General features: G+C 69.8%; 24 protein-coding genes. 9 read left to right on the forward strand and 15 right to left on the reverse strand.

All coding sequences use genetic code 11. The features are described from left to right. Positions 1-2 precede the first annotated feature (2 nt). Entirely contained in the window at positions 3-1,079 is a 1,077-nt protein-coding gene (locus Q9G87_RS28900; RefSeq protein ID WP_305919635.1) for an SPFH domain-containing protein, read from the forward strand. A gap of 45 nt (positions 1,080-1,124) precedes the next feature. Here the strand turns inward: Q9G87_RS28900 and Q9G87_RS28905 are convergent, their stop codons facing one another. The 5 genes from Q9G87_RS28905 to Q9G87_RS28925 are packed head-to-tail and all read right to left on the reverse strand — an operon-like array spanning position 1,125 to position 4,616. After that, positions 1,125-1,694 carry a hypothetical protein gene (locus Q9G87_RS28905; RefSeq protein ID WP_305919636.1) on the reverse strand — a complete coding sequence of 190 codons (570 nt, stop codon included), beginning with the start codon at positions 1,692-1,694 and terminating at the stop codon, positions 1,125-1,127. Continuing rightward, entirely contained in the window at positions 1,691-2,278 is a 588-nt protein-coding gene (locus tag Q9G87_RS28910; protein ID WP_305919637.1) for an RNA polymerase sigma factor, read from the reverse strand. Before Q9G87_RS28910 ends, Q9G87_RS28905 begins: the two co-directional genes overlap by 4 nt. A 28-nt stretch (positions 2,279-2,306) precedes the next feature. Beyond that, a complete protein-coding gene (locus Q9G87_RS28915; protein ID WP_371825846.1) occupies positions 2,307-3,008 on the reverse strand; it encodes a nucleotidyl transferase AbiEii/AbiGii toxin family protein in 702 nt (233 codons plus the stop codon). Positions 3,009-3,023: 15 nt separating this feature from the next. Continuing rightward, positions 3,024-3,401 (reverse strand): hypothetical protein, encoded by a 378-nt coding sequence (locus Q9G87_RS28920; protein ID WP_305919638.1) that lies wholly within the window; start codon positions 3,399-3,401, stop codon positions 3,024-3,026. A gap of 45 nt (positions 3,402-3,446) precedes the next feature. Then, on the reverse strand, positions 3,447-4,616 hold the full coding sequence (locus tag Q9G87_RS28925) for a Gfo/Idh/MocA family protein (protein ID WP_305919639.1): 1,170 nt from the start codon (positions 4,614-4,616) through the stop codon (positions 3,447-3,449). Positions 4,617-4,855: 239 nt separating this feature from the next. Between Q9G87_RS28925 and tdh the strand changes: the two genes are divergently transcribed. From tdh to Q9G87_RS28940, 3 genes are read left to right on the forward strand one after another with little or no spacing between them, the layout of a single operon-like run. Continuing rightward, positions 4,856-5,956, forward strand: a complete 1,101-nt coding sequence (tdh, locus tag Q9G87_RS28930; RefSeq protein WP_305919640.1) for an L-threonine 3-dehydrogenase — start codon at positions 4,856-4,858, stop codon at positions 5,954-5,956. Continuing rightward, complete coding sequence (locus tag Q9G87_RS28935) at positions 5,956-7,125, forward strand: glycine C-acetyltransferase (protein ID WP_305919641.1); 1,170 nt, start codon at positions 5,956-5,958, stop codon at positions 7,123-7,125. The genes tdh and Q9G87_RS28935 overlap by 1 nt, the downstream gene beginning before the upstream one ends. 59 nt (positions 7,126-7,184) lie before the next feature. Beyond that, positions 7,185-7,505, forward strand: coding sequence for a hypothetical protein (locus tag Q9G87_RS28940; protein ID WP_305919642.1), 321 nt, complete (start codon positions 7,185-7,187; stop codon positions 7,503-7,505). A gap of 18 nt (positions 7,506-7,523) precedes the next feature. Here Q9G87_RS28940 and Q9G87_RS28945 read toward each other — a convergent pair whose 3' ends face one another. The 3 genes from Q9G87_RS28945 to Q9G87_RS28955 are packed head-to-tail and all read right to left on the reverse strand — an operon-like array spanning position 7,524 to position 9,500. Next, positions 7,524-8,078, reverse strand: coding sequence for a type VII secretion system-associated protein (locus Q9G87_RS28945; RefSeq protein ID WP_305919643.1), 555 nt, complete (start codon positions 8,076-8,078; stop codon positions 7,524-7,526). 6 nt (positions 8,079-8,084) lie between these two features. Next, a complete protein-coding gene (locus Q9G87_RS28950; protein ID WP_305919644.1) occupies positions 8,085-9,095 on the reverse strand; it encodes a scabin-related ADP-ribosyltransferase in 1,011 nt (336 codons plus the stop codon). A gap of 51 nt (positions 9,096-9,146) precedes the next feature. Continuing rightward, positions 9,147-9,500 (reverse strand): YbaB/EbfC family nucleoid-associated protein, encoded by a 354-nt coding sequence (locus Q9G87_RS28955; RefSeq protein ID WP_305919645.1) that lies wholly within the window; start codon positions 9,498-9,500, stop codon positions 9,147-9,149. A 146-nt stretch (positions 9,501-9,646) separates the two neighbouring features. Between Q9G87_RS28955 and Q9G87_RS28960 the strand changes: the two genes are divergently transcribed. The 4 genes from Q9G87_RS28960 to Q9G87_RS28975 are packed head-to-tail and all read left to right on the forward strand — an operon-like array spanning position 9,647 to position 13,201. After that, positions 9,647-10,549 (forward strand): LysR family transcriptional regulator, encoded by a 903-nt coding sequence (locus Q9G87_RS28960; protein WP_305919646.1) that lies wholly within the window; start codon positions 9,647-9,649, stop codon positions 10,547-10,549. Positions 10,550-10,609: 60 nt separating this feature from the next. Continuing rightward, positions 10,610-11,155, forward strand: a complete 546-nt coding sequence (locus Q9G87_RS28965) for an RNA polymerase sigma factor (protein WP_305919647.1) — start codon at positions 10,610-10,612, stop codon at positions 11,153-11,155. After that, positions 11,152-12,009: a hypothetical protein gene (locus Q9G87_RS28970; RefSeq protein ID WP_305919648.1), complete on the forward strand. Its 858-nt coding sequence runs from the start codon at positions 11,152-11,154 to the stop codon at positions 12,007-12,009. Before Q9G87_RS28965 ends, Q9G87_RS28970 begins: the two co-directional genes overlap by 4 nt. Before the next feature lie 22 nt (positions 12,010-12,031). Then, entirely contained in the window at positions 12,032-13,201 is a 1,170-nt protein-coding gene (locus Q9G87_RS28975; protein WP_305919649.1) for an MFS transporter, read from the forward strand. Here Q9G87_RS28975 and Q9G87_RS28980 read toward each other — a convergent pair. The 6 genes from Q9G87_RS28980 to lhgO form a co-directional block, all read right to left on the reverse strand. After that, positions 13,179-14,894, reverse strand: a complete 1,716-nt coding sequence (locus Q9G87_RS28980; protein ID WP_305919650.1) for a YfjP family GTPase — start codon at positions 14,892-14,894, stop codon at positions 13,179-13,181. The genes Q9G87_RS28975 and Q9G87_RS28980 overlap by 23 nt on opposite strands. Continuing rightward, complete coding sequence (locus tag Q9G87_RS28985; protein WP_305919651.1) at positions 14,891-16,903, reverse strand: GTPase family protein; 2,013 nt, start codon at positions 16,901-16,903, stop codon at positions 14,891-14,893. Before Q9G87_RS28985 ends, Q9G87_RS28980 begins: the two co-directional genes overlap by 4 nt. A gap of 75 nt (positions 16,904-16,978) precedes the next feature. After that, entirely contained in the window at positions 16,979-17,665 is a 687-nt protein-coding gene (locus tag Q9G87_RS28990) for a response regulator transcription factor (protein WP_305919724.1), read from the reverse strand. Between the two features lie 44 nt (positions 17,666-17,709). Beyond that, positions 17,710-19,113, reverse strand: a complete 1,404-nt coding sequence (locus Q9G87_RS28995) for a sensor histidine kinase (RefSeq protein WP_305919652.1) — start codon at positions 19,111-19,113, stop codon at positions 17,710-17,712. Positions 19,114-19,121: 8 nt separating this feature from the next. Continuing rightward, positions 19,122-19,814 carry a response regulator transcription factor gene (locus tag Q9G87_RS29000; protein ID WP_305919653.1) on the reverse strand — a complete coding sequence of 231 codons (693 nt, stop codon included), beginning with the start codon at positions 19,812-19,814 and terminating at the stop codon, positions 19,122-19,124. A gap of 17 nt (positions 19,815-19,831) precedes the next feature. Next, a complete protein-coding gene (gene lhgO, locus Q9G87_RS29005; protein ID WP_305919654.1) occupies positions 19,832-21,034 on the reverse strand; it encodes an L-2-hydroxyglutarate oxidase in 1,203 nt (400 codons plus the stop codon). Between the two features lie 108 nt (positions 21,035-21,142). Between lhgO and Q9G87_RS29010 the strand changes: the two genes are divergently transcribed. Next, complete coding sequence (locus Q9G87_RS29010; RefSeq protein ID WP_305919655.1) at positions 21,143-21,511, forward strand: hypothetical protein; 369 nt, start codon at positions 21,143-21,145, stop codon at positions 21,509-21,511. A gap of 134 nt (positions 21,512-21,645) precedes the next feature. On the opposite strand, the gene Q9G87_RS29015 is transcribed toward Q9G87_RS29010, so the two are convergent. Next, on the reverse strand, positions 21,646-22,659 hold the full coding sequence (locus Q9G87_RS29015) for a hypothetical protein (RefSeq protein ID WP_371825847.1): 1,014 nt from the start codon (positions 22,657-22,659) through the stop codon (positions 21,646-21,648). Positions 22,660-22,703 lie beyond the last annotated feature (44 nt).

Below are 22,703 nucleotides of genomic sequence, written 5' to 3' on the forward strand. Positions count from 1 at the left end.
CCATGGATGCGCTCTTGCTGGTCGGACTGTTCGTCATCCTCTTCGCCGTGGTCACCGTGCTCAAGGCCGTGCGGATCGTCCCACAGGCCCGGGCGGCCAACGTCGAGCGCCTCGGCCGTTACCATCGCACGCTCAAGCCCGGCCTCAACTTCGTGATCCCGTACATCGACCGCGTCTATCCCAAGCTCGATCTACGTGAGCAGGTCGTGTCCTTCCGTCCGCAGCCGGTCATCACCGAGGACAACCTGGTCGTCGAGATCGACACGGTCCTCTACTTCCAGATCACCGACCCGCGGGCGGCGGCGTACGAGATCGCCAACTACATTCAGGGTGTCGAGCAGTTGACGGTCACCACGCTGCGTAACGTCGTCGGCTCCATGGACCTGGAGAAGACCTTGACTTCGCGCGACACCATCAACAGCCAGCTTCGCGGCGTCCTCGACGAGGCCACCGGCAAGTGGGGGCTGCGCGTCAACCGGGTCGAGATCAAGGCCATCGACCCGCCCAAGACCATCAAGGACGCGATGGAGAAGCAGATGCGGGCCGAGCGGGACAAGCGGGCCGCGATCCTCAACGCCGAAGGCCAGCGCCAGTCGCAGATCCTCACGGCGGAGGGCGACAAGCAGAGCCGCATCCTGCGCGCCGAAGGCGGCCGCACCGCGGCCATCCTGGAGGCCGAGGGCCAGTCGCGCGCCATCGACCAGGTCTTCCAGGCCGTGCACCGCAACGACCCGGACCCGAAGCTGCTGGCGTACCAATACCTGCAGATGCTGCCGCAGCTGGCGCAGGGTCCGGGCAACACGTTCTGGGTGATCCCGAGCGAGGTCACCTCGGCGCTGCAGGGTGTCTCGAAGGCGTTCACCGAGGCGCTGCCGCAGTCAGCGGCCACGCGGGAGGAGGCCCCGGAGAGCTCGGCCGCCGAGGAGGAGGCCGCCAGGGCGGCGGAGGCCGCGGCCGAGGCGGTCGCCGACGCTCAGGAGGCGGAGAGCCCGAACGGGCCGCGCCAGCTCACCCAGGGCGTCCAGGAGCCTTCCCCGTTCCCCGACCTGGAGCGGGAGAAGAAGGAGACCGAGCGCTGAGGTTCGGATGAAGGACCGTGCGGCAGGCGCTGTCCTTTCGCCTGGTCAGTGCGACAGCGGTGCCTCCGTGGTGTCCACCAAGACGCACTCCGCGATCGGCCCCTCGGCCACTCTGGCCCAGATGCCGGCGATCACCCCGCCGTTGTTCTCCGACGAGCTGAACTCCAGAACCCCCGTCTGGCCCGGGCCGATCACGCTGGGGTCGATGGTGAAGCTGCCGAAGTGCTCCTCCGGCGCGGGCCAGACGGCAAGATCCGCTTCCTCCTTGTCCAAGAAGCGGGCCGCGCGGGGCTGCGGGCTGCACTTCTTGCCGATGGGGATGTAGTCCACGACCACGTTCGCCCCCATGCTCTGCAGCTCCGCCTGGAGGCCCTTCGGGTCCTTGGTCTCGTTGATGGTGATGTGGATCAGCCCATCGGCGCCCTTGGTCACCGCGTACGCAGGGGGGCCGCCGAAGAGCAGCGGTACGGCCACCGCGGCGGCGGCCGCCAGGGCCAGGGCAGGGGCTGCCAGGACGGCGCGGCGCTTCCGCGGCGCCTTGTCGATCTCGGTCATCACGAACTCCTTGAGCAGTCGGTGACGGCCCTCGGGAAGATCGCGCTCGGCCGGCTTCATCGGATCTCCTCCTTCTCGGGGCCTCGGTCACCTACTACCTGTCGCCTCGCCGGAGGCGGTTCCCCGGCGCCGGCGAGTTTCTTGCGGGCCCGTGAGAGCCTGGACCTGACCGTGCCTACCGGGATGCCGAGTGCCTCGGCAGCCTGCGCGTAGTCGAGCCCCGCCCACACGCAGAGCGCGAACACGTCCTGCTCCGCGCGGCGAAGCTTGCCGTACGCCTGCCGCACCGCCGCCAGCCGTTCGGCGTCGTCGATGCGGCTCACGACCTCCTCGGCGAAGTCCGGCACCCCCTCGCCCCTGGGCAGCCGGGCCAGCGCGTCGTCATGCCGACGGGCGGCCCGGCGCATGTTGCGGGCGATGTTGGTGGCGATGCCGAGCAGCCAGGGCCGCAGCGAGCCGCCCTCGGCGTCGATCTTGCCTCGAAGCCGCCACGCCTCCAGGAACGTCAGCGCCGTCACGTCCTCGGCTGTGGACCAGTTGCCGGTCAGGCGAAAGGCGTGGTTGTAGACGGCTTTGGAGCACTGGTCGAAGAGCTCACCGAACGCGGCTTTATCCCCGCGCCGTATCCGGGCCCGTAATGACATGTCCACACATATCTACTGTCCGGCTGATTCAACGGGTTCCCGGCAACTGCTGCATTCCCAGCCGGCGCCCGAGATCGTCCCGCCAGGCGGCGATCCACACCCGCAGCTCCGCCACTTCCTCCTCGGACACGCCGTAGGCGGCGAGGTCCTCGGTGACGAGGTCGGCCGCACGCGGCAACCGGATGGCGGCCAGGAGATCCAGCACCTCGCCGGGGTCGCAATCCTTCATCCGCGCGAGCCCAAGCGCCTCCAGCTCCTCGAAGGTGTAGGAGCCGGCGACCCCTTGCACGTCGAAGTAGTCACGCGGCTCGAAGCGCGACAGAAGAGCGATCATTTTCTGTCCGATCGCGTCCTCATGTGAGACAGTGCGAACCCTGCTCCCGGGGCGGATCTCGACCTCGACCGGCGCTCCGGCGAGGTCAAGGGTGTGGGCGGGCCGCTGGATGACGTCCACCTCAAGCATCTGACCGGTGGGAAACCAAGGGGCCGCGACGCGGAGGCGCGAGACCAGCAGGCCCACGATGACCTCGGCCGAATAGCCATGCGCGCGATACTCGTCGGCCAGCAGCGCGGCCACCCGCAGGCACGGCTCGCCATCCGCGTAGGCGAAGTCGAGATCGGCCGAGGGCCGGTCGGCGATGCCGTGCGCCTGCATGCTGTAGCCGCCGACCAGGAGCAGGCCATGGCGGTTGAGAAGGGCACCACGTCTTCGATGGCTCTGGCGTGCCAGTCGGGAATCCGCACCTCAGGAGGCCATCAGCCGTGGAATGCGGCGGATCTCCTCCGGAGCGGAGATCGCGGCCAGCTCGGGGAAGGTCAGCTCCCACACCGATCGGTAGACGGGATCCAGCCGCCACCAGAGATCGAACCAATGGCTGAGCAGGAGAGCGTGGTTGAGCAGCTCCACCATGTCCTCACGCCGCCCGGCCTGGATGATCCGGGCATAGGCCTCAAGGCGCTGCCGGTAGACGGCGAGGTCGTATTCGCGCCGTCCCGACCAGGCGATGTGGCCGGGCAGCGTGAGCACGCCGTGGACGGGGCCGTGGAGGTCGCACAGGGAGGATGGGAGGACACTCTCGGCGTATTCCCGTGACCCAGGTGGCAGATCCTCGAAGGTGGTCATCGCCCGGCCCCTTCCCGAGACATCTCTTTCCCCAGCGTATCCCGGTCAGCCCTGCCCGGCATCGAAGTACGCGGCCAGCTCCGGATCCAGAGCCGGCACGTCGTGCGGCATGCCCCCATCCCGCAACGACATCGTGGCCATATAGCCCGCCGCCACGCTCATCCTGGCCGCCACCGGAGAGGTGTCCGTCAGTCCCCCGTCCCGGACGAACCTGCAGAACTCCGCCACGATCTCGACGTCCGCGCCCCCGTGCGACCCCGTGGCGGGAGGCACCTTGTACGTGATGTCGCAGTCGTCCCGGTAGCCCGTGGGCCCGGTGTTCCACACCTTGACCGTGTCGCCGGGCCCGTCGCCGAAGTTCTCCAGCCGCCCCTCCGTGCCGATGACCGTGTAGTTGCGCACGTAGTCGGGCGAGAAGTGGCACTGCTGGTAGGCGGCGATGACGCCATTGTCCAGGCGCATGTTCATCACCGACACGTCCTCGACGTCGACGACGTGGTGCAGGTCGCGGCGCGCGGTCGGCGGCCAGTCGTACTCCTGGAGCCAGCCGTCGGGGCGCGGGGTGCCGGGTGCGCGGCGCGGCAGGTCGCCGTAGAGCATGAGGTCGCCCAGCGCGTTCACCCGGGTGGTGTAGCCGCCCGCGAGCCAGTGGATCACGTCGAGGTCGTGCGCCGCCTTCTGCAGCAGCAGACCCGTGGTGCGGGTGCGGTCCGCGTGCCAATCCTTGAAGTAGTAGTCCCCGCCGTACGAGACGAAGTGGCGCACCCAGACAGTCTTCGGCTCGCCGATGACGCCCTTGAGGATGATGTCGCGCATGAGCCGGACCACGCCCATATGTCGCATGTTGTGCCCCACATACAGGCGCGTGCCGGTCTCGCGGGCGGCGCGCAGGATGTTGTCGCAGCCCTGCACGGTGATCGCCATCGGCTTCTCCAGGTAGACGGCTTTGCCGGCCCGGAGGCAGTCGATGGCGATGCGCTCGTGGGTGTCGTCGGGGGTGTTGACGATGACCGCGTCGAGGTCGCGGCGGTCGAGCAGCTCCCGGTAGTCCCCGGTCAGGAACTCGGCCTCGAACCTCCCCGCCTGCCTCTTGAGCACCGCCGGGTCGGAGTCGCACAGGGCGGCCACGATCGAGCCCTTGCCCGGCCGGTGCGCGGCCAGGGCGAGGTTCGCCCGCAGGCCGAGGCCGATGACTCCCATTCGCAGGTCTTCCACGATGGTCCCTTCCGATTCAGCCCCGGCGCGCTCCTGAAGCCCAGTCCGTACGCGTCGACGTGGAGGCTAGTACGTATTTATGCAAATAACTAGAGAGAACAGAGCAGCTTTGAGCAGAGACGTCCAGAATTGCTGCGGCGTGAAGGAGAGCTGTGGGGGCACTTAAGAATCCCGCGATGGACATGCTCGGAGTTGAGAGGGCACAGTGCGTTAGGTTCGACCTAGGGGGATGGGAGCCAATGAAAGCGCTGGTCAAGGAGAAGGCCGAGCCTGGTCTCTCGCTGGTTGACGTGCCTGAGCCCACGATCGGCCCGGGCGAGGTGAAGATTCGGGTGTTGCGGACCGGGATCTGCGGCACCGACCTGCATATCCGGAAATTTGATGACTGGGCGCGGCACACCCTGAAGCTCCCGCTCATCGTCGGCCACGAGTTCTCCGGCCACGTGGTCGAGGTGGCACCGGGCGTCGAGGACGTCGCGGTCGGCGATCTCGTCAGCGGCGAGGGCCACCTGGTGTGCGGCAAGTGCCGCAACTGCATGGCGGGCCGCAGACACCTGTGCCGCAACACGGTCGGTCTCGGCGTCAACAGGGACGGCGCGTTCGCCGAATACGTCACGCTGCCCGCCTCGAACGTCTGGGTGCACCGCGTCCCCGTCCACCCCGACGTGGCGGCCATCTTCGACCCGTTCGGCAACGCCGTGCACACCGCGCTGTCCTTCCCCCTGGTCGGCGAGGACGTGCTGATCACCGGCGCCGGGCCGATCGGGCTGATGGCGGCGGCCGTGGCCACGCACGTCGGCGCGCGCAACGTGATGATCACCGACGTCCACGACGAGCGCCTGGACCTGGCGGGCAAGCTCGGCGTCTCCCTCGCGCTGAACGTCACCAGGTCCTCCATCGAGGAAGGCATGCGGCAGCTGCACATGCGCGAGGGCTTCGACGTGGGGCTGGAGATGTCCGGCCATCCCGCGGCGGTGCGCGACATGATCGCGCACATGACGCACGGTGGGAAGATCGCGATGCTCGGGCTGCCGGCCGAGGAGTTCGCCGTCGACTGGGCCACCATCGTGACGTCGATGATCACGATCAAGGGTGTGTACGGCCGGGAGATGTTCGAGACCTGGTACAACATGTCGGTCCTGATAGAGAAGGGCCTCGACCTCACGCCAGTGATCACCGACCGGTTCTCGTACGAAGACTTCGACGCCGCCTTCGACACAGCCGCCAGTGGCCGTACGGGCAAGGTCATTTTGGACTGGAGCGGAGGAGCTCGGCCGGAGAGAGCGAGGAACGAGCCAACGGAGGCCGAAGCGGCCGCGACCATAAGCAGGAGTCGTTGATGTTCACTCATGTGCGCGAGCAGTTGCGGACGACGCTCGACGAGATCACCGAAGCCGGGCTGCTGAAGCCCGAACGTGTGCTCACCACCCCGCAGAGCGCTCAGGTCAGCGTGGCAGGGCGCGAGGTGCTGAACTTCTGTGCCAACAACTACCTGGGCCTGGCCGACCACCCGGAGGTGGTCGAGGCGGCCAAGGAGGCGCTGGACCGGTGGGGCTTCGGCATGGCCTCCGTGCGGTTCATCTGCGGGACCCAGGAAGTCCACAAGGAGCTCGAAACGCGCCTGTCGGACTTCCTCGGCATGGAGGACACCGTCCTCTACAGCTCGTGTTTCGACGCGAACGGCGGCGTGTTCGAGACCCTGCTGGACGCCCAGGACGCGGTGATCTCGGACGCGCTCAACCACGCCAGCATCATCGACGGCATCAGGCTCTCCAAGGCCCAGCGCTTCCGGTACGCCAACCGTGACATGGCCGAGCTGGAGGCCAGGCTGAAGGAGGCGGCGGAGGCGCGGCGGCGGCTGATCGTGACCGACGGGGTGTTCTCCATGGACGGATATGTCGCGCCGCTGCACGACATCTGCGACCTGGCCGAGCGGTACGACGCCATGGTCATGGTCGATGACTCCCACGCCGTCGGCTTCGTCGGCCCGACCGGCCGCGGGACGCCGGAGCTGCACGGTGTCACCGACCGGGTCGACATCATCACCGGCACGCTGGGCAAGGCGCTCGGCGGGGCCAGCGGCGGCTACGTGGCGGCCCGCAAGGAGATCTGCGAGCTGCTCCGCCAGCGCTCCCGGCCCTACCTGTTCTCCAACTCGCTCGCTCCCGTCATCGCCTCGACGTCGCTGCGCATCCTCGACCTGCTGGAGACCTCGAACGACGCCCGCGAGCGGCTGCGCGCCAACACCGCGCGCTTCCGCAGCGAGATGACCAAGGCGGGGTTCGACATCCTGCCCGGCGACCACCCGATCGTGCCGGTCATGATCGGGGACGCGGCCGAGGCCGCCGCGCTGGCCGAGCGCCTGCTCGATCGGGGGATCTACGTGATCGGCTTCTCGTACCCGGTCGTGCCGCACGGCCAGGCCAGGATCCGCGTCCAGTTGTCGGCCGCCCACTCGGAGGAGGACGTCGACCGCGCCGTGCAGGCGTTCATCCAGGCCCGCGGCTGATCTGCCCAGGCGCGCCACACTAGACTGACCTGGTCCCTTGGGGTTCTGGAGGTGTTGGCATGCGCGAGGTGGACATCTCGCACAGCGATCTCGCCACGACGGTGTCGGGGCTCCGCCGATTGTCCGCCACCATGCGCGACCACGTGACCGCCCTGCAGGCCGATCTGTCCGCCGCGGAGGACTGCTGGGGGACCGGCGAGTTCGGTGCCGAGGCGGGGGCGATCTACCGCAACCTTGTCGAGCGGCTGTTCACGAAGGGCTACGGCATCGCCGACGGGTACGGCACGGTGTCGGAACAGGTCTGGAGCATGTCAAGCAACCACAGGGGCGCCGAACACGCGTCCGAGCAGGCGTCCGAGGCGGTCGAACGCCGGCTGTGAACCGTCGCGAGCACGCGATCAAGGACGGAGCCGGTCGAAGTCGGCCCGGGGCAGGTGGACGCCGAGCGTCGCGGGGTTGATCGCCACGCCGACGTCCGCGGGCAGCAGGGTGACCAGCTCGCCCCCGCGGATGTCGCGCCACCCTCGTACGCCGTCAGGGAGCGTTGCCGGAAGGTGGGCTCGGGCCGAGTACACGTGTGCGGCCCGGTCGCCATGGTCGCCGAACAGCGGGACGCGGTCATCCTCCCCGATGCCGGTCAGCACGTCGGCGTCCATGAAGAGTGGGGCGATCCTGGCGTCGTCGAGGTAGCCGGTGGAGCCGAACTGGATCGCGGCGTCCAGTTCATCGGTCGGCTCGGGGTAGCCGAGCGTGAGGGGTGACGGGCGGTAGTGGGGATTGGGCCGGAATTCGGCTATCTGGCCGCGCTCGTCCACCTGCCAGGCCCCGGCCACGCCGAACGGGGGCACCTCGCCATCGGGGTCGAAGTACTCATCGATGACGTAGAGCCACCGGCCGGGGTTGGCGCGGGCCGCCGCACGCAACTCGTCGCTGATCGGCGGCGGTTCCCTCATCGATGATCAGCTCCCGGGATCGTAGTGGGGATTGGGGATGAACGGGTGGTAACCGACGTCGCCCCTCCGGATCTTCTGGGCCCCGACGATGTAGCGCCGGTCGATGCCACCGAGAAAGTCGACTTCCCGTTCTCGCGGGTTGCCGATCCTGATCCCGTGCTGGCGCAACGTCGGGTTCATGTAGATGCCCCCGGGGGCGTCGATGAGGTAGCGGTAATCGCGGGCGTAGAGAGTGCCCACGTAAGGGCTCGTTGATGTCGACACGAACGCAGAATTGGAGTAGTCGTGCTGGTGCATCTCCAAACTCGTGGTGTCGCCCCGCGGATGGAATCCGTCCTCGAAGATCTCGTCAGGGGATCGATCGTCGCCGCGCCACAGAGAGCGGCGGTCGGTGCGCCACACAGGGTTCGACACGTCGAGCCGGCTGGGGTCGACAGGGCGTACGGCGGCGCGCAGAGGGTCGCCGTCGAAGGACGCCGGCCAGCGGCCCGGCCTTCGTACCATGGGAGCCCCGAGGTATTCACCTGCCCTGGCCAAGGGGCGCACCACCATGCGCGCGAACAGCTTCCCGATGATGCCGCGTAGCCTGGTCGCCGCGATCTTCTCGGCCGCGAACGCCGCCGCCCCGCCGCCCGGCAGCATCATCGTCGCGGAGAGCCGCATCACCAGCTGGAGGAGCGCGAAGATGACGCTCAGCTTGTAGATCATCACGATAAGGGCGGCGGCCGCCAGGGCGTACATCATGAGCAGGATCGCCGCGGCGACCTCCTCGCCATTGGCTGCCAGACCAGTCTCGTCGTGCCAGTCGTCGTGGAAGGCTCGCGTGCCCTCGCTGTCGTTGCGGTTGTGCACCCAGGTGACCAGGTCGTCGGCCTCGCCGGTGGTACGCGTGGCGTCGTCGTCGAACCTGGCCAGCCGCATACTGGTCGCGACCAGGCCCGCCTCGTCGATGTCGGTCCAGGTGTGGCCGGTGGCCAGCAGCAGTGGGTGGAGCGCCGGCGGTAGTTCCAGCCCCATCAGAACCTGCCGTTCATGCGGCGGGAAAGGCGGGTCGGTCGATCTCCTCGCTCACTGCCGCTTCAACCGATCCAGGCGCAGGCTCAGCTCGTTGACGGTGGACAGGAGCTCGTTCATCTCCGCATCGGTGTCGGCCTTGACCTTGTCGATCAGGCCGTTCAGCTCCAGCGGGTCCTGCTTCAGCACCTCAGGGATGGCCTGGGTGGCACGCTGCTGGGCCGCCGCGCGGGCCTGACCGAACGCCTCCCTGATCGCCTCGGCCAGCTCGGCCGTGGATAGCCGCAGGGCCCGCGGGTCGAGTTTGAGCGCGGTGAGATCGGAGGTACCGTCCACTTCCACGGTCACCAGCCCATTCGCGGCACTGGCGGTCTCGCGCACCGCCACGAACTCATCCAGAAAGTCCATGACCTCCGAGGCTAGGGACACGGACCGGGCAACCGCCACGAAAGATCATGAGCGTTCAGGCACAGTTCATCCAGCGTGCATGCGCGTCTCGGCCCGCAACGTGGCCTTGTGGAGGACCATGCTCTGAGGTGAGTATTCTCCGCAGCGTGATAGATACGCGGCGGCTCCGTACGCTGCGGGCGGTGGCGGACCACGGCACCGTCACCGCCGCGGCGGCCGCGCTGCACCTCACCCCGTCCGCCGTGTCCCAGCAACTCGTCGCGCTGGAGCACGAGGTGGGGCACCGCCTGTTCACGCGGGACGGCCGCGGCGTGCACCTCACCGCCGTGGGCAAGATCATGCTGGGCCATGCCAACGAGGTCCTCGCGCAGCTCGAACGCGCCGAGGCGGAAGTGGCGGCGTACACGGCGGGTGAGGCCGGCGAGGTCACCGTGGCCTGCTTCGCGACCGCGATCAGCGCCGTGCTCTCCCCCGCGATCAGCGTGTTGCGCGAGATCGCCCCCGGCGTCCAGGTGCGCGTGCTCGACGCCGAAGGCGACCACAGCCTCGCCATGCTGCTCGACTCCGAGGCCGACCTGGCCATCACCGTCGAATACCGTGGCGCCCCCGACGCCTCCGACCGCCGCCTGTCCCGCCTGCCGCTGTACGCTGAGCCGTTCGACCTGGTGCTCCCCCACGACCATGCCCTGGTGGAGTCGGCCACGCTCATGTCGCTCGCCGCCGAGACCTGGATCGGCCCTTATCCGGGCAATCCGGTGCACGACGTGATCACGTTCGCCTGTCAGCAGGCAGGCTTCACACCGAACTTCGCACACTGCTCGGACGATTTCCGCGCGGTCGTCGCCCTGGTCGGCGCGGGCGCGGGGGTGGCGCTGGTGCCGCGGCTGGCCCTGCGCGACATGGTCCTCCCCGGGGTCGTGGTACGCGACACGCCGGGGCCCGAGCGCCGGGTCTTCGCCGCCGTACGCAGGGGCGCGGACTCCCATCCCGTCGTGCGGCCGCTGCTGTCCGCCCTCCGCAGGGTGGCGGCGTCACTCGGTACGGGATGAAACAACCCGCTTTATCCGGACATCTCCTCAGGTGTGTTCGCCCACTGGAAGGACCACCACATGGGGCCACCCGAGCTCGAACAGCGCTTCGAGGAGATGTATATGGCGCATTATCCCGCCATAGCCACGTATGTCCGGCGGCGCGCGGGCTCGCCCGACGACATCGCGGACGTGATCGCGGAGACGTTCACCACCGCCTGGCGCCGCCTGAACGACGTCCCCGCGGGCGACGAGGCACGGCTCTGGCTGTACGGCGTGGCCAGGCGCGTGCTCGCCAACCACTTCCGCGCCGAGGAGCGCCGAGCCGCCCTGGCGCTGCGGCTCCGCGAGGAGATCACGACCTGGACGGACTCGGTCACCGGCCACGACACGGCCTATCAGGCGTTCAAACGGCTCTCTGACGACGACAGGGAACTCCTTGCCCTGGTGGCCTGGGAAGGGCTCACGGGGTCCGAGATCGCGAAGGTGCTCGGCTGCTCACGCGGCGCCGCCAGGCTCCGGCTGCACCGCGCCCGCAAGCGGCTGGCTAAGGAGCTCGCCGACCTCGACATCGACCTGACCACCTACGGCTCACGAGCCGTTTCCCTCGCGGAGGGCCGCTCATGAAAAGGGAGCTCGACCGCATCGTCGCCCGATTCGCCGCCGAACCGGTCTCGGACGTCAGCGAAGGCGCTCGCGAACTGCTGCGCGAGATCGTCGAGAACGAGCCCGCACCCACCCGGCGGCGAGCACCGCGCCGGCTACGTCTCCGGCTGGCCATCCCCACGGTGGCCCTGCTGAGCGCCGCCATCATGGCGCTGACTTGGGTGATGCCGAACGCCACCGCCACGGCGCTCGACATCAGGAAGGAAGGCGGCTACTACGTCATCGAGATCAAGGACCTCTACGCCGACCCAGAGCTCTACGAGACCCAGCTACGCACGGCCGGCCTGGACATCACGCTCAGGGTGATCCCCGCCACGGCCGCCTTCGAGGGCCAGGTCTTCCCCACGTCTCCCGACAATCGATACCTGACGGAGATCACGGGGATCTACCCGCCGGGGCCGTGTGACAAGCTGGACGGCTGCGCCATCGGGGTGAAGATCCCCGTCGGCTTCAAGGGCACGGCTCAGATCGACGTCGGCAGGAAGGCGCAGCCGGGCGAACGATATCAGAGCACCACCTCTTGGGAGGCCAAGGGCGAGCCTATGCACTGCGTCCCTTACTACAACAAGACCGTCGCCGAGGTGCGGGCGATGCTGAAGGAGCGCGGCATCACCATCGAGAAGTTCATCGTCGCCGACCCCAGCCGCAAGGACGCCCTGGATTACGAGGAGGCGGATTCCGTCCCGGACAGCCTGCTGGTGCACGGCGGCTTCCTTACCGAACCGCGCCGAACCAGCGTAATCGTGCACTCGTCTCGGCTGCCGCAGAGGGTCATCGACAAGCGCAACAAGGTCAACAGCTGCCCCTCGTCCTGATCTTGGGGCTAGCGTCATTCGCATGACCGTCCCGTACCGAAAGCTGCTCGGGATGCCCGGCGTGCCCGCGCAGGCGGTGCTCGGGTTCCTTGCCCAGCTCACGCAGCAGGTCGCGCCGGTGGGGATGGTGCTGGTCGTCGAGTCGGCGACCGGGTCCCTGGCGGTGGCGGGCCTCTGCGTCGCGGCCTTCTCCGCGGGCGCGGGCGTGGCCAGGCCCGTCCAGGGCCGTCTCATCGACCGGCGCGGGTCGCGGCGGGTGCTGGCGGGAGCGGCGTTCATGCACGTCTCCGCGCTCGTCGCACTCGTCGCCGGCGCGGTTGCCAGGTGGCCCGTGTGGACGTTCGCCGGGCTGGCCCTGGTCGCGGGGGCCGGGTTGCCGCCGATCTCGGTCACCATGCGGTTCGAGTGGGGCCGTCGTGTCGCGGACGAAGGGCGCACGGCCGCCTACAGCCTCGTGTTCCTGGTGCAGGAGCTGGCCATGCTCGTCGGGCCGCTGCTGTTCGGGCTGATGATCGCGGTTGCGGCGTCCTCCTCGCTGGCGCTCGGCGTGGTCACGGTGGCCGCCGGGGCCGCGACACTGACCTTCTCACGGGCCCTTCAAGCAGGTCAGGCGACGGGGACGCGGGATCGGGGGCGGGTGTTCGCCGATCGGCGGATGCTGGTGCTGCTGGCCGTGGTGCTGCTGCTCGGCGGAACCCTCGGGGCGATGCAGGTCGGGGTGCCCGCGCTGGCCGCCGCACGCGACATTCCAGCGGCGACCGGAGTTCTGGTGGCGGCGCTCTCATTGGGCGGTATCGCGGGTGCGGCCGCCTATGGTGCTCGTTCGTGGAGGTCGGCGGTCGGGGTGCGGCTGTTGGCGCTGATGCTGGCGCTCGGAGTCGTGCTGGCGCCACTGCTGCTGGTCGAGGCGCTGCCGGGGTTCTGGATGGTGCTGTGTGTGGGCGGGATGATCATCAACCCGGCGTTGACGACGTCCTCGCTGCTGGTGGACGAGTTCGCGCCTGGGGCACAGGCGGAGGCGTTCGGGTGGATGTCCACTGCGGCGAGTATGGGGGGTGCGGTCGGTTCGGGGTTGGCCGGGGTGGTCGGGGACCGGTTCGGCGCCTCGACGCCGTTCCTGGTGGCCTCGGCGTCCGCGCTGCTGGGTGCGGGGCTCGCAACGGTACTGCTCAGACGGCGCGGGCGCGGCTGAGCGCGTTGGTGAAGCGGGCGTACCTGTCCAGCTCCTCCTCCACGGGGTCCAGCACGTGTTCCTTGCCGACCTGGCCGATGGCCGCGCGCAGAACCCTGGCCGTACGCCGAGCCCGGCGCCTGCCACCCGCCCACGCGACCACCCGGGACAGCAACGCGGTCAGCACGCCGGCCAGCGCCCCACCCGCCAGCAGCACAGTCGGCCACGGCACCTCGGCAACAGTCGGGAGCGGCGGCTGGGGCAGGCGCAGGTAGTCCATCCCGAACAGCACTCCCAGCCACAGGGCACCGGCCACCACGCCGGCGAACACCAGCCACTGCAGCGCGTTCACGGCCAGCCACCACCTGGGGCGCCGGGTGGCGTCGACGGATGCCGTGGCGACCACCCGATCCACCGCGTCCGCCAGGTCCTCGGAGCGGGAACGCGCCGCCTGCCGCACCGCCGCGGCCCACGGCCCCGGCAGCCCCTCAGCCGCCGCGTCGCCGATGTCCCTGATCGCCGTCTCGACCTGCGCCCGCTGCACGGCTGACGCGGCAGGCACGGAGGTCCGCCCGACGACCTCCCCTGCCTGCTTCCCCGGCAGTTCCCTTGACGCCCTGCCAGCCGACCCGCGTGGCGGGGCGATGCTGCCGATGCGCAACCTGCGAAGCGGATCCGGCCGGAACCGCCGGGCCCATCGGGTCACCGGCCACCCGGTGGCGACGATGGCCCGATGCCGGTGCCCTTTGGCCACGGCCTCCACGACCAGCGGCACCCCGGCCGCCTCGGAGAGCGCCGCCGTGAGCGCCCAATCCCACTCTGCCGCGCGCTTCCCTCGGCCGCTCTCCCCACGACGCCCTGCCGCATCCGCACCAGACCTGGCCGCCGCGGCCCGCGACGTGGCCGGGTCGGTCGCGAGGTGGTCTGCGGCGGCGGTGACGTCCGCGGCCAGGCGGGCGGACCATGCCTTGCGGTGGGCGACGCGGTCTCCGATGAGGGAACGGAGCTCGGCCAGGCCGGTGCCGGTACGGGCCGAGACGGCGAGCACCGGCACACCTTCCAGCCCGTCGTCGTCCAGCAGGCGGCGTAGGTCGCGTACGCAACGGTCGACGGCCTGCGGGGGCAGGCGGTCCACCTGGTTGAGTACCACCACCGTCACTTCCCGGTGCCCGGCCAGCGGGCGCAGGTAGCGCTCGTGGAGTGCGGCGTCGGCGTACTTCTGCGGATCCACCACCCACACCAGCAGATCGACCATCTCGACCAGGCGGTCCACCTCGAGGCGGTGGGAGAGCCGGATGGAGTCGTGATCTGGGAGGTCCAGGAGGACGAGGCCGGACAGGTCGGGATGAGCGGTGGAGCCGGCGGCGTGGCGCTGGGGGATCTCGAGCCAGTCCAGCAGCGAGCCCGCGCCTTGCCCATCCCAGGTCGCCGCCTGGGCGGTCGAGGTCGTGGGCCGGGTGACTCCGACGGCCGCCAGGTCCTCGCCGGCCAAGGCGTTGTAGAGGGAGGACTTCCCGCTGCCCGTCGCGCCGGCCAGGGCCGCCACGGTGTGGTCGATGGACAGGCTGCGGCGTACGCCGGCTCGTTCGGCGACCGCCCGCGCGCCCGACACCACCTGCTCGGCCAGCCGCCCCTCACCCAGCGAGGCCGCCTCCAGGAGGGCGGCCAGCCGGGAGTCCAGCGAAGGGCCCTCTTTACGGCGCAGCAGCTTCACCGGCCCTCCTTCGGCGCCGTCCCGCCACCCGACGGCCGCAGCGGCCCCTCGGACGATTCGCCGCCCGGACGCGGCGGCCCCTCGGACGGCTCCCCACCCGGACCCGGCGGCCCCTCGGACGGCTCGCCACCGGCCGGGCCGCTGGCCGGGCGACGCGTCGCCGTCTCGCCCGGACGCCGCCCAGGCGCGTCGGCCGGATGCTCCGTCGCCTCCTCGGCCGCACGTCGCGTGGAGTCACCGGCTGAGGCGCGGCCCTGGCCGGAAGCCGGACCGGGGTCGCCCGCCGAACCGAGATCGGTGGCCGGGGTGGCCGCCGGGAGGTCGGCGCGGTGGGCGTGCACCGAGCGCAAGGCCGCGTGCAGCGCGTCCGCCGCGTCTCTCGGCGGCTCGATGGACTCAAGAAGAGTGGTGAACCGGGCGGACTCCGCATCCAGCAACCCCCGCACCCGCTCACGCAGATCGTCCCGCGCCCGCGCCGTCAGCGTACGCACCGCCTGGTCCCCGAACACCGCCTCCAGCAGCTTCTGTGACAACACACTGGTCCCGCCCGCGATCCCCACCTCGATCCCGGTCAGCCCACCCGTGGACGCGAACACGGCCAGCATGAGCAGCAGCCCCGCCCCGTTCACCCCGAACGACGCCACCCGCGCCGTGGTCCGCTTCTCGGCGCCTTCGGCCCGCACCAGGTCCAGGACGTACTCCTGCCACCCCCGCACCACCGCCTCGGCCTGCTTGCCGAGGCCGGGCGAGGCGCGGCCGAGCCGGGCGGACTCGATGGCGCCGAGCCGTTCGAGCAGGCCGGGCCCACCGGGGGCGGCCGACCAGCCCTCCAGCGCGCGCTCGGCGGCCCCGTCGGCGGCGCCCCGGAGCAGGGTCTCGACACCGCTCTCCAGGGCATCCCTGAGCTGGACCTCGGGCACTCGCCCCGTGAAGAAGCCGACGATACGGTCGCGGAGCCAGCCCACGCGGCTCTCCAGGGAGCGCATGAGGTCGCCGGTGCCGATGAAGTCCTGCCAGCGGGCCAGGACCTCCCCCCGCAGCAGCGACCCGTCCCGCATGCCTTCGTCGAAGTCGGCCATCCCGCCGGCGTACGCGCCCGACACGATGGAACGCAGCCCGTCGAAGGCGGCCTGCTGGCGCGAGACGGCCGCAGCCAGCGCGGGCACCCGGGTGTCGAGGCTGTCGAGCGCTCCCGACAGCGTCTGACGTACGACGCGGGCTCGTGCCGCGGCGTCGGCGGCCAGCCCGGTCAGCCACGAGGCGATGGGCTGGACCGACGCGACCGGCAGCCGCGCCTTCTCGGAGGGCAGAGCCGCTTCGGGGACGGTGAACAGGCGGGTGCCGTCGAGGCCGTTCTCGGTGAGGAGGCGGGAGAGGTCGCGGGCGACCGGCTCGACGGCGTCCGGCGGCACCCGATCGAGGACGACCGCCAGTGCGGTGCTGCGTTCCCGGGCCGAACGCAGGAAGCTCCACGGCACCTCGTCGGCGTACCGGGCGGCGGTCGTGACGAACAGCCACAAATCAGCGGCGGCCAGGAGCTGGGCGGCGAGTTCCCGGTTCGAGGTCACCACCGAGTCGATGTCGGGTGCGTCGAGCAACGCCAGGCCGTCGCCCAGAGCCGTCGATGACACCACGCGTAGCGCGCCAGGTCCGGAGCCGGTGGCGCGGGACAGGCCGGGCAGCACGTTCTGGCCCATGAACCAGGCGCGGTCGGCCGGGCTGGCCACGAGCGTGGGCACCAGCGTGGTGGGCCGCAGCACCCCCGGCTCGGCCACGTCGGCCCCGACCAGCGAGTTGACCAACGTGGACTTGCCCGCTCCCGTGGACCCGCCGACGACGGCCAGGAGCGGCGCGTCCAGGGCGCGCAACCGGGGCAGCAGGTAGTCGTCGAGCTGGCCGGTCAGCTCGCGCAGCGCACGCCGGTCCGCCGCCGTCTCGCCGATCGTCAGCGGGAACAGGTCACGATCGAGCGGCCGGCGCAGCGACTCCAACGCGCCGAGCAGGTCCATAAGCCCACGTTAGCCCTGTTCTTCGCACGATCGGGGTCGCGCCGCCCTTCCATGGCATTTCATGGGCATTCGGGGCTAGCTCGAGGGCGGCTCCCGCAGCACGTAACCGACGCTGCGCAGGGTGTGGATGAGCCGTGGCTCAACGTCGTCCACCTTGCGTCTGAGGTAGGAGACGTACGACTCGACGACGCCTGAGGTGCCGCCGAAGTCGTAGTTCCACACGTGGTCGAGGATCTGTGCCTTCGACAGCACCCGTCCGGCGTTGACCATGAAGTAGTGCAGCAGCTTGAACTCGGTTGGCGACAGCCGGATCTGGCGCCCGGCCCGCCACACCTCGCCGGCGTCCTCGTCCAGCTCCAGGTCGGCCACCTTCAGCTTGCTGGCGGGCGTGCCCTCCGCACGGGTACGCCGCAGCACCGCCCGGATCCTGGCCTGCACCTCTTCCAGGCTGAACGGCTTGGTCACATAGTCGTCCCCCACCCGCAGCCCGGCGATCTTGTCCTCGGTGGCGTCACGGGCGGTCAGGAACAACACGGGCGCGCCGATCCTCTTGGCCACTTCCAACCCGTCCAGGTCGGGCAGCATCACGTCGAGCACCACGAGATCGGGCGAGGCCCGCTCGGCCACCTCTACGGCCTCCTGCCCGTCGGCGGCGGTCAGCACCTCGAACCCCGAATAGCGCAGGCTGGCGGACAGCAGGTCCCTGATGCTGGGCTCGTCGTCCACCACCATGATCAGCGCTTCGCGGAGCTCGGGATTCATCACCTACTTAGCGTGACGCAGCCACCTGAGGGTTAGCTGAAGAGTCACTCCAAGGCGAGTGGGAGTTCCACGCGGAAGGTGGAGCCGTGCTCCGGCGAGCTGTCGACGGTGACCGTCCCGCCGTGGGCCCGCACGAGCGCCCGCACGATGGCCAGGCCCAGCCCGCTGCCCCGATCCTCGGCCGAGCGGCGGCGGGATCGGGCGGAGTCGGCGCGGTAGAAGCGTTCGAAGACGTGCTCGAGCTGCTCGGGGGTGAGGCCGGGCCCGTTGTCGACGACCTCGAGGAAGACCTTGTCCGTGCCGGCCCCCACTCTGACGATGATCGGCGAGCCGGCCTCGGTGTGCACGATCGCGTTGGTGACGAGGTTGCTGATGACCTGGCGCAGGCGTACCTCGTCGCCGGAGACGATCAGGGCCGCGCCTCCGACGACGTCCAGCTTGATCAGCCGGTCGGGCGCGAGGATCCTGGCATCCTGTACGGCGTCCGCGGCCAGCGCCAGCATGTCCACGGGCCGCATCTGCAGCGGCCGCTGCTGGTCCACCCTGGCCAGCAGGAGCAGGTCGTCCACCAAGAGGCTCATCCGCCCGGCGGCCTTCTCCACGCGCTGCATCAGCTCGGCGGGGTCGGCGCCGGGGTTCTGCCTGGCGTACTCGGCGAAGCCCCGGATGGAGGTCAGCGGGGTGCGCAGCTCGTGCGAGGCGTCGCCGACGAACTGGCGCATGCGGTCCTCGGAGCGCCGGGCCGCCGCCTCGGAGGCCGACCTGGCGGCGAAAGCCGTCTCGATCTGGGCCAGCATGCCGTTCAGCGACTTGGCCAGCCGGCCGACCTCGGTACGGGGATCGGCGTCGGGCACCCGACGGCCGAGCTGGCCGCCCGCGATGGCCTCGGCCGTGTGCTGGATCTGGCCGAGCGGGCGCATGCTGCGGCGTACGATCGTGACGCCCACGACGGCCAGGATGAGCAGGATACCCCCGCCGCCCAGCAGCTCGATGAGCACCAGGCGCCGGGTGATCGCGTCGACCTCCTCCAGGTCCACCGCGACCACGAGGGTGCGCCCATCGATCATGCTCTCGAGCACCCGCCACTCGCCGCTGCCTCTGACGGCGGACGTGGTGTAGGGCTCGTGGTCCGGGATGGGCGACAGAACCGGCTTGGGCTTCAGGTCGACGTCGCGGTCGGTGAGCATGGGCACGAACTCGCCGCCGGGTTCCTTGACCAGGACGATCGCGTCGGACTCGATGAGGATGGGCCGGTCGGAGATCTCCAGGTCCTTCTTGCCGATCGCGATGACCTTCTTGTACATGCGCACGCTGAGGAGCTGGAGCTGGCCGTCCACCCGGTCGATGAGGTAGCCGTGCAGGACCGAGACGCTCACTAGGCCGATGAAGGTCATGCCGAAACCCAGCAGCGCCAGCATCGACGCGATCAGCTTGATCCTCAGCGGCATGCCGCGCATCAGGGACTCGGCGGCAGGCGAAGGACGTATCCGACACCACGCAGGGTGTGGATGAGCCGAGGGCTGCGGTTGTCGATCTTCCGGCGCAGGACGGAGACGTACGACTCCACGATGCCCACCTCGCCCCTGAAGTCGTAGTCCCACACGTGGTCGAGGATCTGCGGCTTGGACAGAACCCGCCCTGCGTTCGTCATGAAGTATCGCAGCAGCTTGAACTCGGTCGGCGACAACGCCACCGCGTTGCCCCCGCGCCACACCTCGTGGCTCTCCTCATCCAGCTCGATGTCGGCGAACGTCAGCCGCGGCGGTGCCGCCTGCTGCTCGCCGGACGTCCTGCGGAGCACCGCGTGGATCCTGGCGACCACCTCCTCCAAGCTGAACGGCTTGGTGACGTAGTCGTCGCCGCCGATCGTGAGCCCGCGGATCTTGTCCTCGGTCTCGTCACGGGCGGTCAGGAACACCACCGGCGTGTGCACTCCGCCGCCGCGCATCCGCTTGACGATCTCGAAACCGTCCAGGTCGGGCAGCATGACGTCGAGCACGACGAGGTCAGGGCGGTGGCGTTGCACGGCGGCGACGGCGTCGAGGCCGCTCTTCGCCGTGGTCACGTCGAATCCCGCGAACCTCAGGCTCGCGGCGAGGAGTTCGAGGATGTTCGGATCGTCCTCGACGATTAGCAGGCGTGATTCCATCACATCCAAGGATGCCCTCATTGGACGAGTGCTGGGACAATTCCGGCAATGTGCCTGGCGATGGCCAGGCTGGACGTGGCGGCAGGGGAGGGCGCGTTGCGCACCAAAACCACATTGTCGTGCACGTCGACCACGAAGTCGTCGACCATGCCGCCATCCCTGGCCACGGCCTGAGCGCGGACGCCGCTACGGGCCCGAGTGAGGTCGGCGGCGGTCAGCTCGGGAACGTAACGCTGCGCGCCTTTGAGGAAGGCGCTCTTGATGAGCGATCCGCGGATCTCTTTGAGCCCGGTGCGCCAGTGGCGACGGGCGAGGCGCATGGTGCCCGGCCAGCCAAGAATTTGCCGGAAATTTCTGATATTTCGCCATCCGTAGCCGCGTCCATAGGCTTCGTAGGCGAGTGCAAGCACCGCATTCGGCCCCACCAGCACGCCGCCATCCGTCTGCCTGGTTAGGTGGACCCCCAGGAACGGATACCGCGGATCGGGCACCGGATAGATCAACCCGCGAACGAGATCCTTCGCCGCCCCTCTCAGCGCATAGAACTCCCCACGGAACGGGACAATCCTGACATCCCCCGGATGCCCGGCCATCCTGGCCACCGAATCCGTCCCCAGCCCTCCGCACACCACCAGCCGGTCGAAGGTGAACCGTCGGCGTCCCGCCAGCACCTGCACGCCTGCCGGACGCTCCCTGATCGCCCGTACCGGGTGCGAGAGCCGTACGGAACCGCCGAGCTCCACCACGTCCAGCGCGAGCCGGCGGGCGACCGCGGCGAAGTCGCAGATCGCGGTGTGCGGCGAGTGGATCGCCCCCACGCCGACCGCGTGCGGCTCGATCTCGCGCAGCGCCAGCGCGTCCAGCTCGGCGATGCCCGGCACCCCGTTGGCGCGGGCACGCTCGGCCAGCGCGTGCAGCCGCGAGCGCTCGGCGCCGGTGCTGGCGATCACCAGCTTGCCGACCTCGTCGTACGGCAGCTCGTTCGCGGCGCAGTAGTCCTTGAGCAGCGCCACACCCTCCCTGCACAGCCTGGCCTTGAGCGAGCCGGGCGGGTAGTAGATGCCCGCGTGCACGACGCCACTGTTATGGCCGGTCTGATGGGCGGCGACGTGGCTCTCCTTCTCCAGCACCGTCACCTCGGCGCCCCTGGTGATGGCGAGCTCGCGCGCCACCGCCAACCCGACGATGCCCGCGCCCACGATCCCGATCTTCTCCGTCACATGACGATTTTCCGGCTAACCGGCCGTCCCCGCCATATCCGGACGAATCGAACATGAGTACGATGCATTTATGCACCTCCCACCAGACTGGCCCGCCGAGGTGATGTGATGTATCTCCCGCCTGACTGGCCCGCCGAGGTGCGCCCGCCCAGCGTTCCCGACTGGGAGACGTCGGCGGTGGCGTGGCTGCTCGACGCGGTGCCGCCGGACTACCGCGCGTACGAGGTGCTCCGCCGGCATCCGGTGGCCCTGGCCAGCATGGCCAGACATCACGTGAGCTCCGCCATCGAAGCCGCCCGCGCCGGCTACCGCAACGCCGCCGTGGATCTCAAAGGCCATCTCCCGCCGCACGCCATCGAGGCGGTGCTGGACACCTATCGGGCGGAGGGGCCGCGCCTGGTGCGCCTGTCCCGCAGCATCGCCGCCGTCGAGGCGGCGCTCCGCGGCGACATGTTCACCACCCTCGCGCGCAATTAGACCCATGTTTTACGGTCGCCCAGCGACACTCCAATCGCCGACGCCGGTGACCGGCCCTCCAGGGAGACGCTCACCAGCTTCACCGGCGCGCCGCCGCAACGGCGCATACGTGGCCGAGTGCCAAGGCGAAGCAGTCACCGTGTGCGGCGGGCGATGAAGGTGATCACTCCTGTGGCCATCGCCGCCGCGGCCAGCCAGATGAGGACGTCCTTGGCCGTCAGCCCGCCCCCGCCACTGTCGGCGGCGGCCTGGGGCGACGGCTCCGGCGTGGTCTCGGCACTGGCCGGGCTGGGTGTGGCCGTGGGCTTGGCGCGGGCGGGGAGCGGGACCCGGTAGACCGGGCTCTTCGGGCCCTCCGTGCCGGTGAGCAGGGCGGTGCCGTCCGAGGTGTAGGTGATGGACTCGGCCTGCTTCAGCTCCGGCATCGTCACCCTGGAGATCGACTCGCCGGAGGGCTTGTAGAGGGTGGCGGAGAAGTAGGTGCGGATGACGTAGGAGGAGCCGTCGGGGGCGTAGGCCGCGTCCGTCGCCATGATGGGGGCGCCCGCGACCTTGCGGAGGATGTTCGTGCGGTCGGCGCGGAGCTTCTTGGGGGCGGCGTAGACGGATCCCGCGAACTCCTTGGACACCACGTAGAGGCGGCCGGTCTTCGGGTTGATCATCATGCCTTCGGCGTTGCGGGCGCCGTCCGCGTACCGGAAGCGGTAGCGGGTGGCGGGCAGGGTGGCGTCGCCGAGCGTGCGAGGCTCCATCACCTTGTAGATGGAGATGTCCGGCCAGGCCCCGTCCAGATTGTCGCCGATGTCGGCGAACCAGAGCACCCCGCGGCCGGTCGCCGCGTCCTTGGTCGCGGCCATGGCCTCCCAGTCCCGGGCCTGTGCGCCGCGGACCTGGTAAGTGGCACGGGTCCGGCCGTTCGCGTCGACGGCGTAGAAGGTCGGAGCGGCGGCGCTGTCGTTATGGGTGTAGTAGACGCCGTCGTGCGTCGGGGACACCGCCAGGCCGCTGGACTCCGTGATCCCCGGGTCCTTGAAGGTGAAGAGCTTCTCCGTCCCGTCGTCCGCCGCATGGGCGGGCACGGCGGCAAGACAGCAGGTCGCCGCGGCGACGGCCAGCACCCTGATCACGACATCCCCCACGCCAGCCATCATGCCTCACGTGCCGCCTTCCAACGCGGACGCGCACCGCCGCG

The organism is Nonomuraea turcica (assembly GCF_030718205.1).
Taxonomy (GTDB): Bacteria; Actinomycetota; Actinomycetes; order Streptosporangiales; family Streptosporangiaceae; genus Nonomuraea.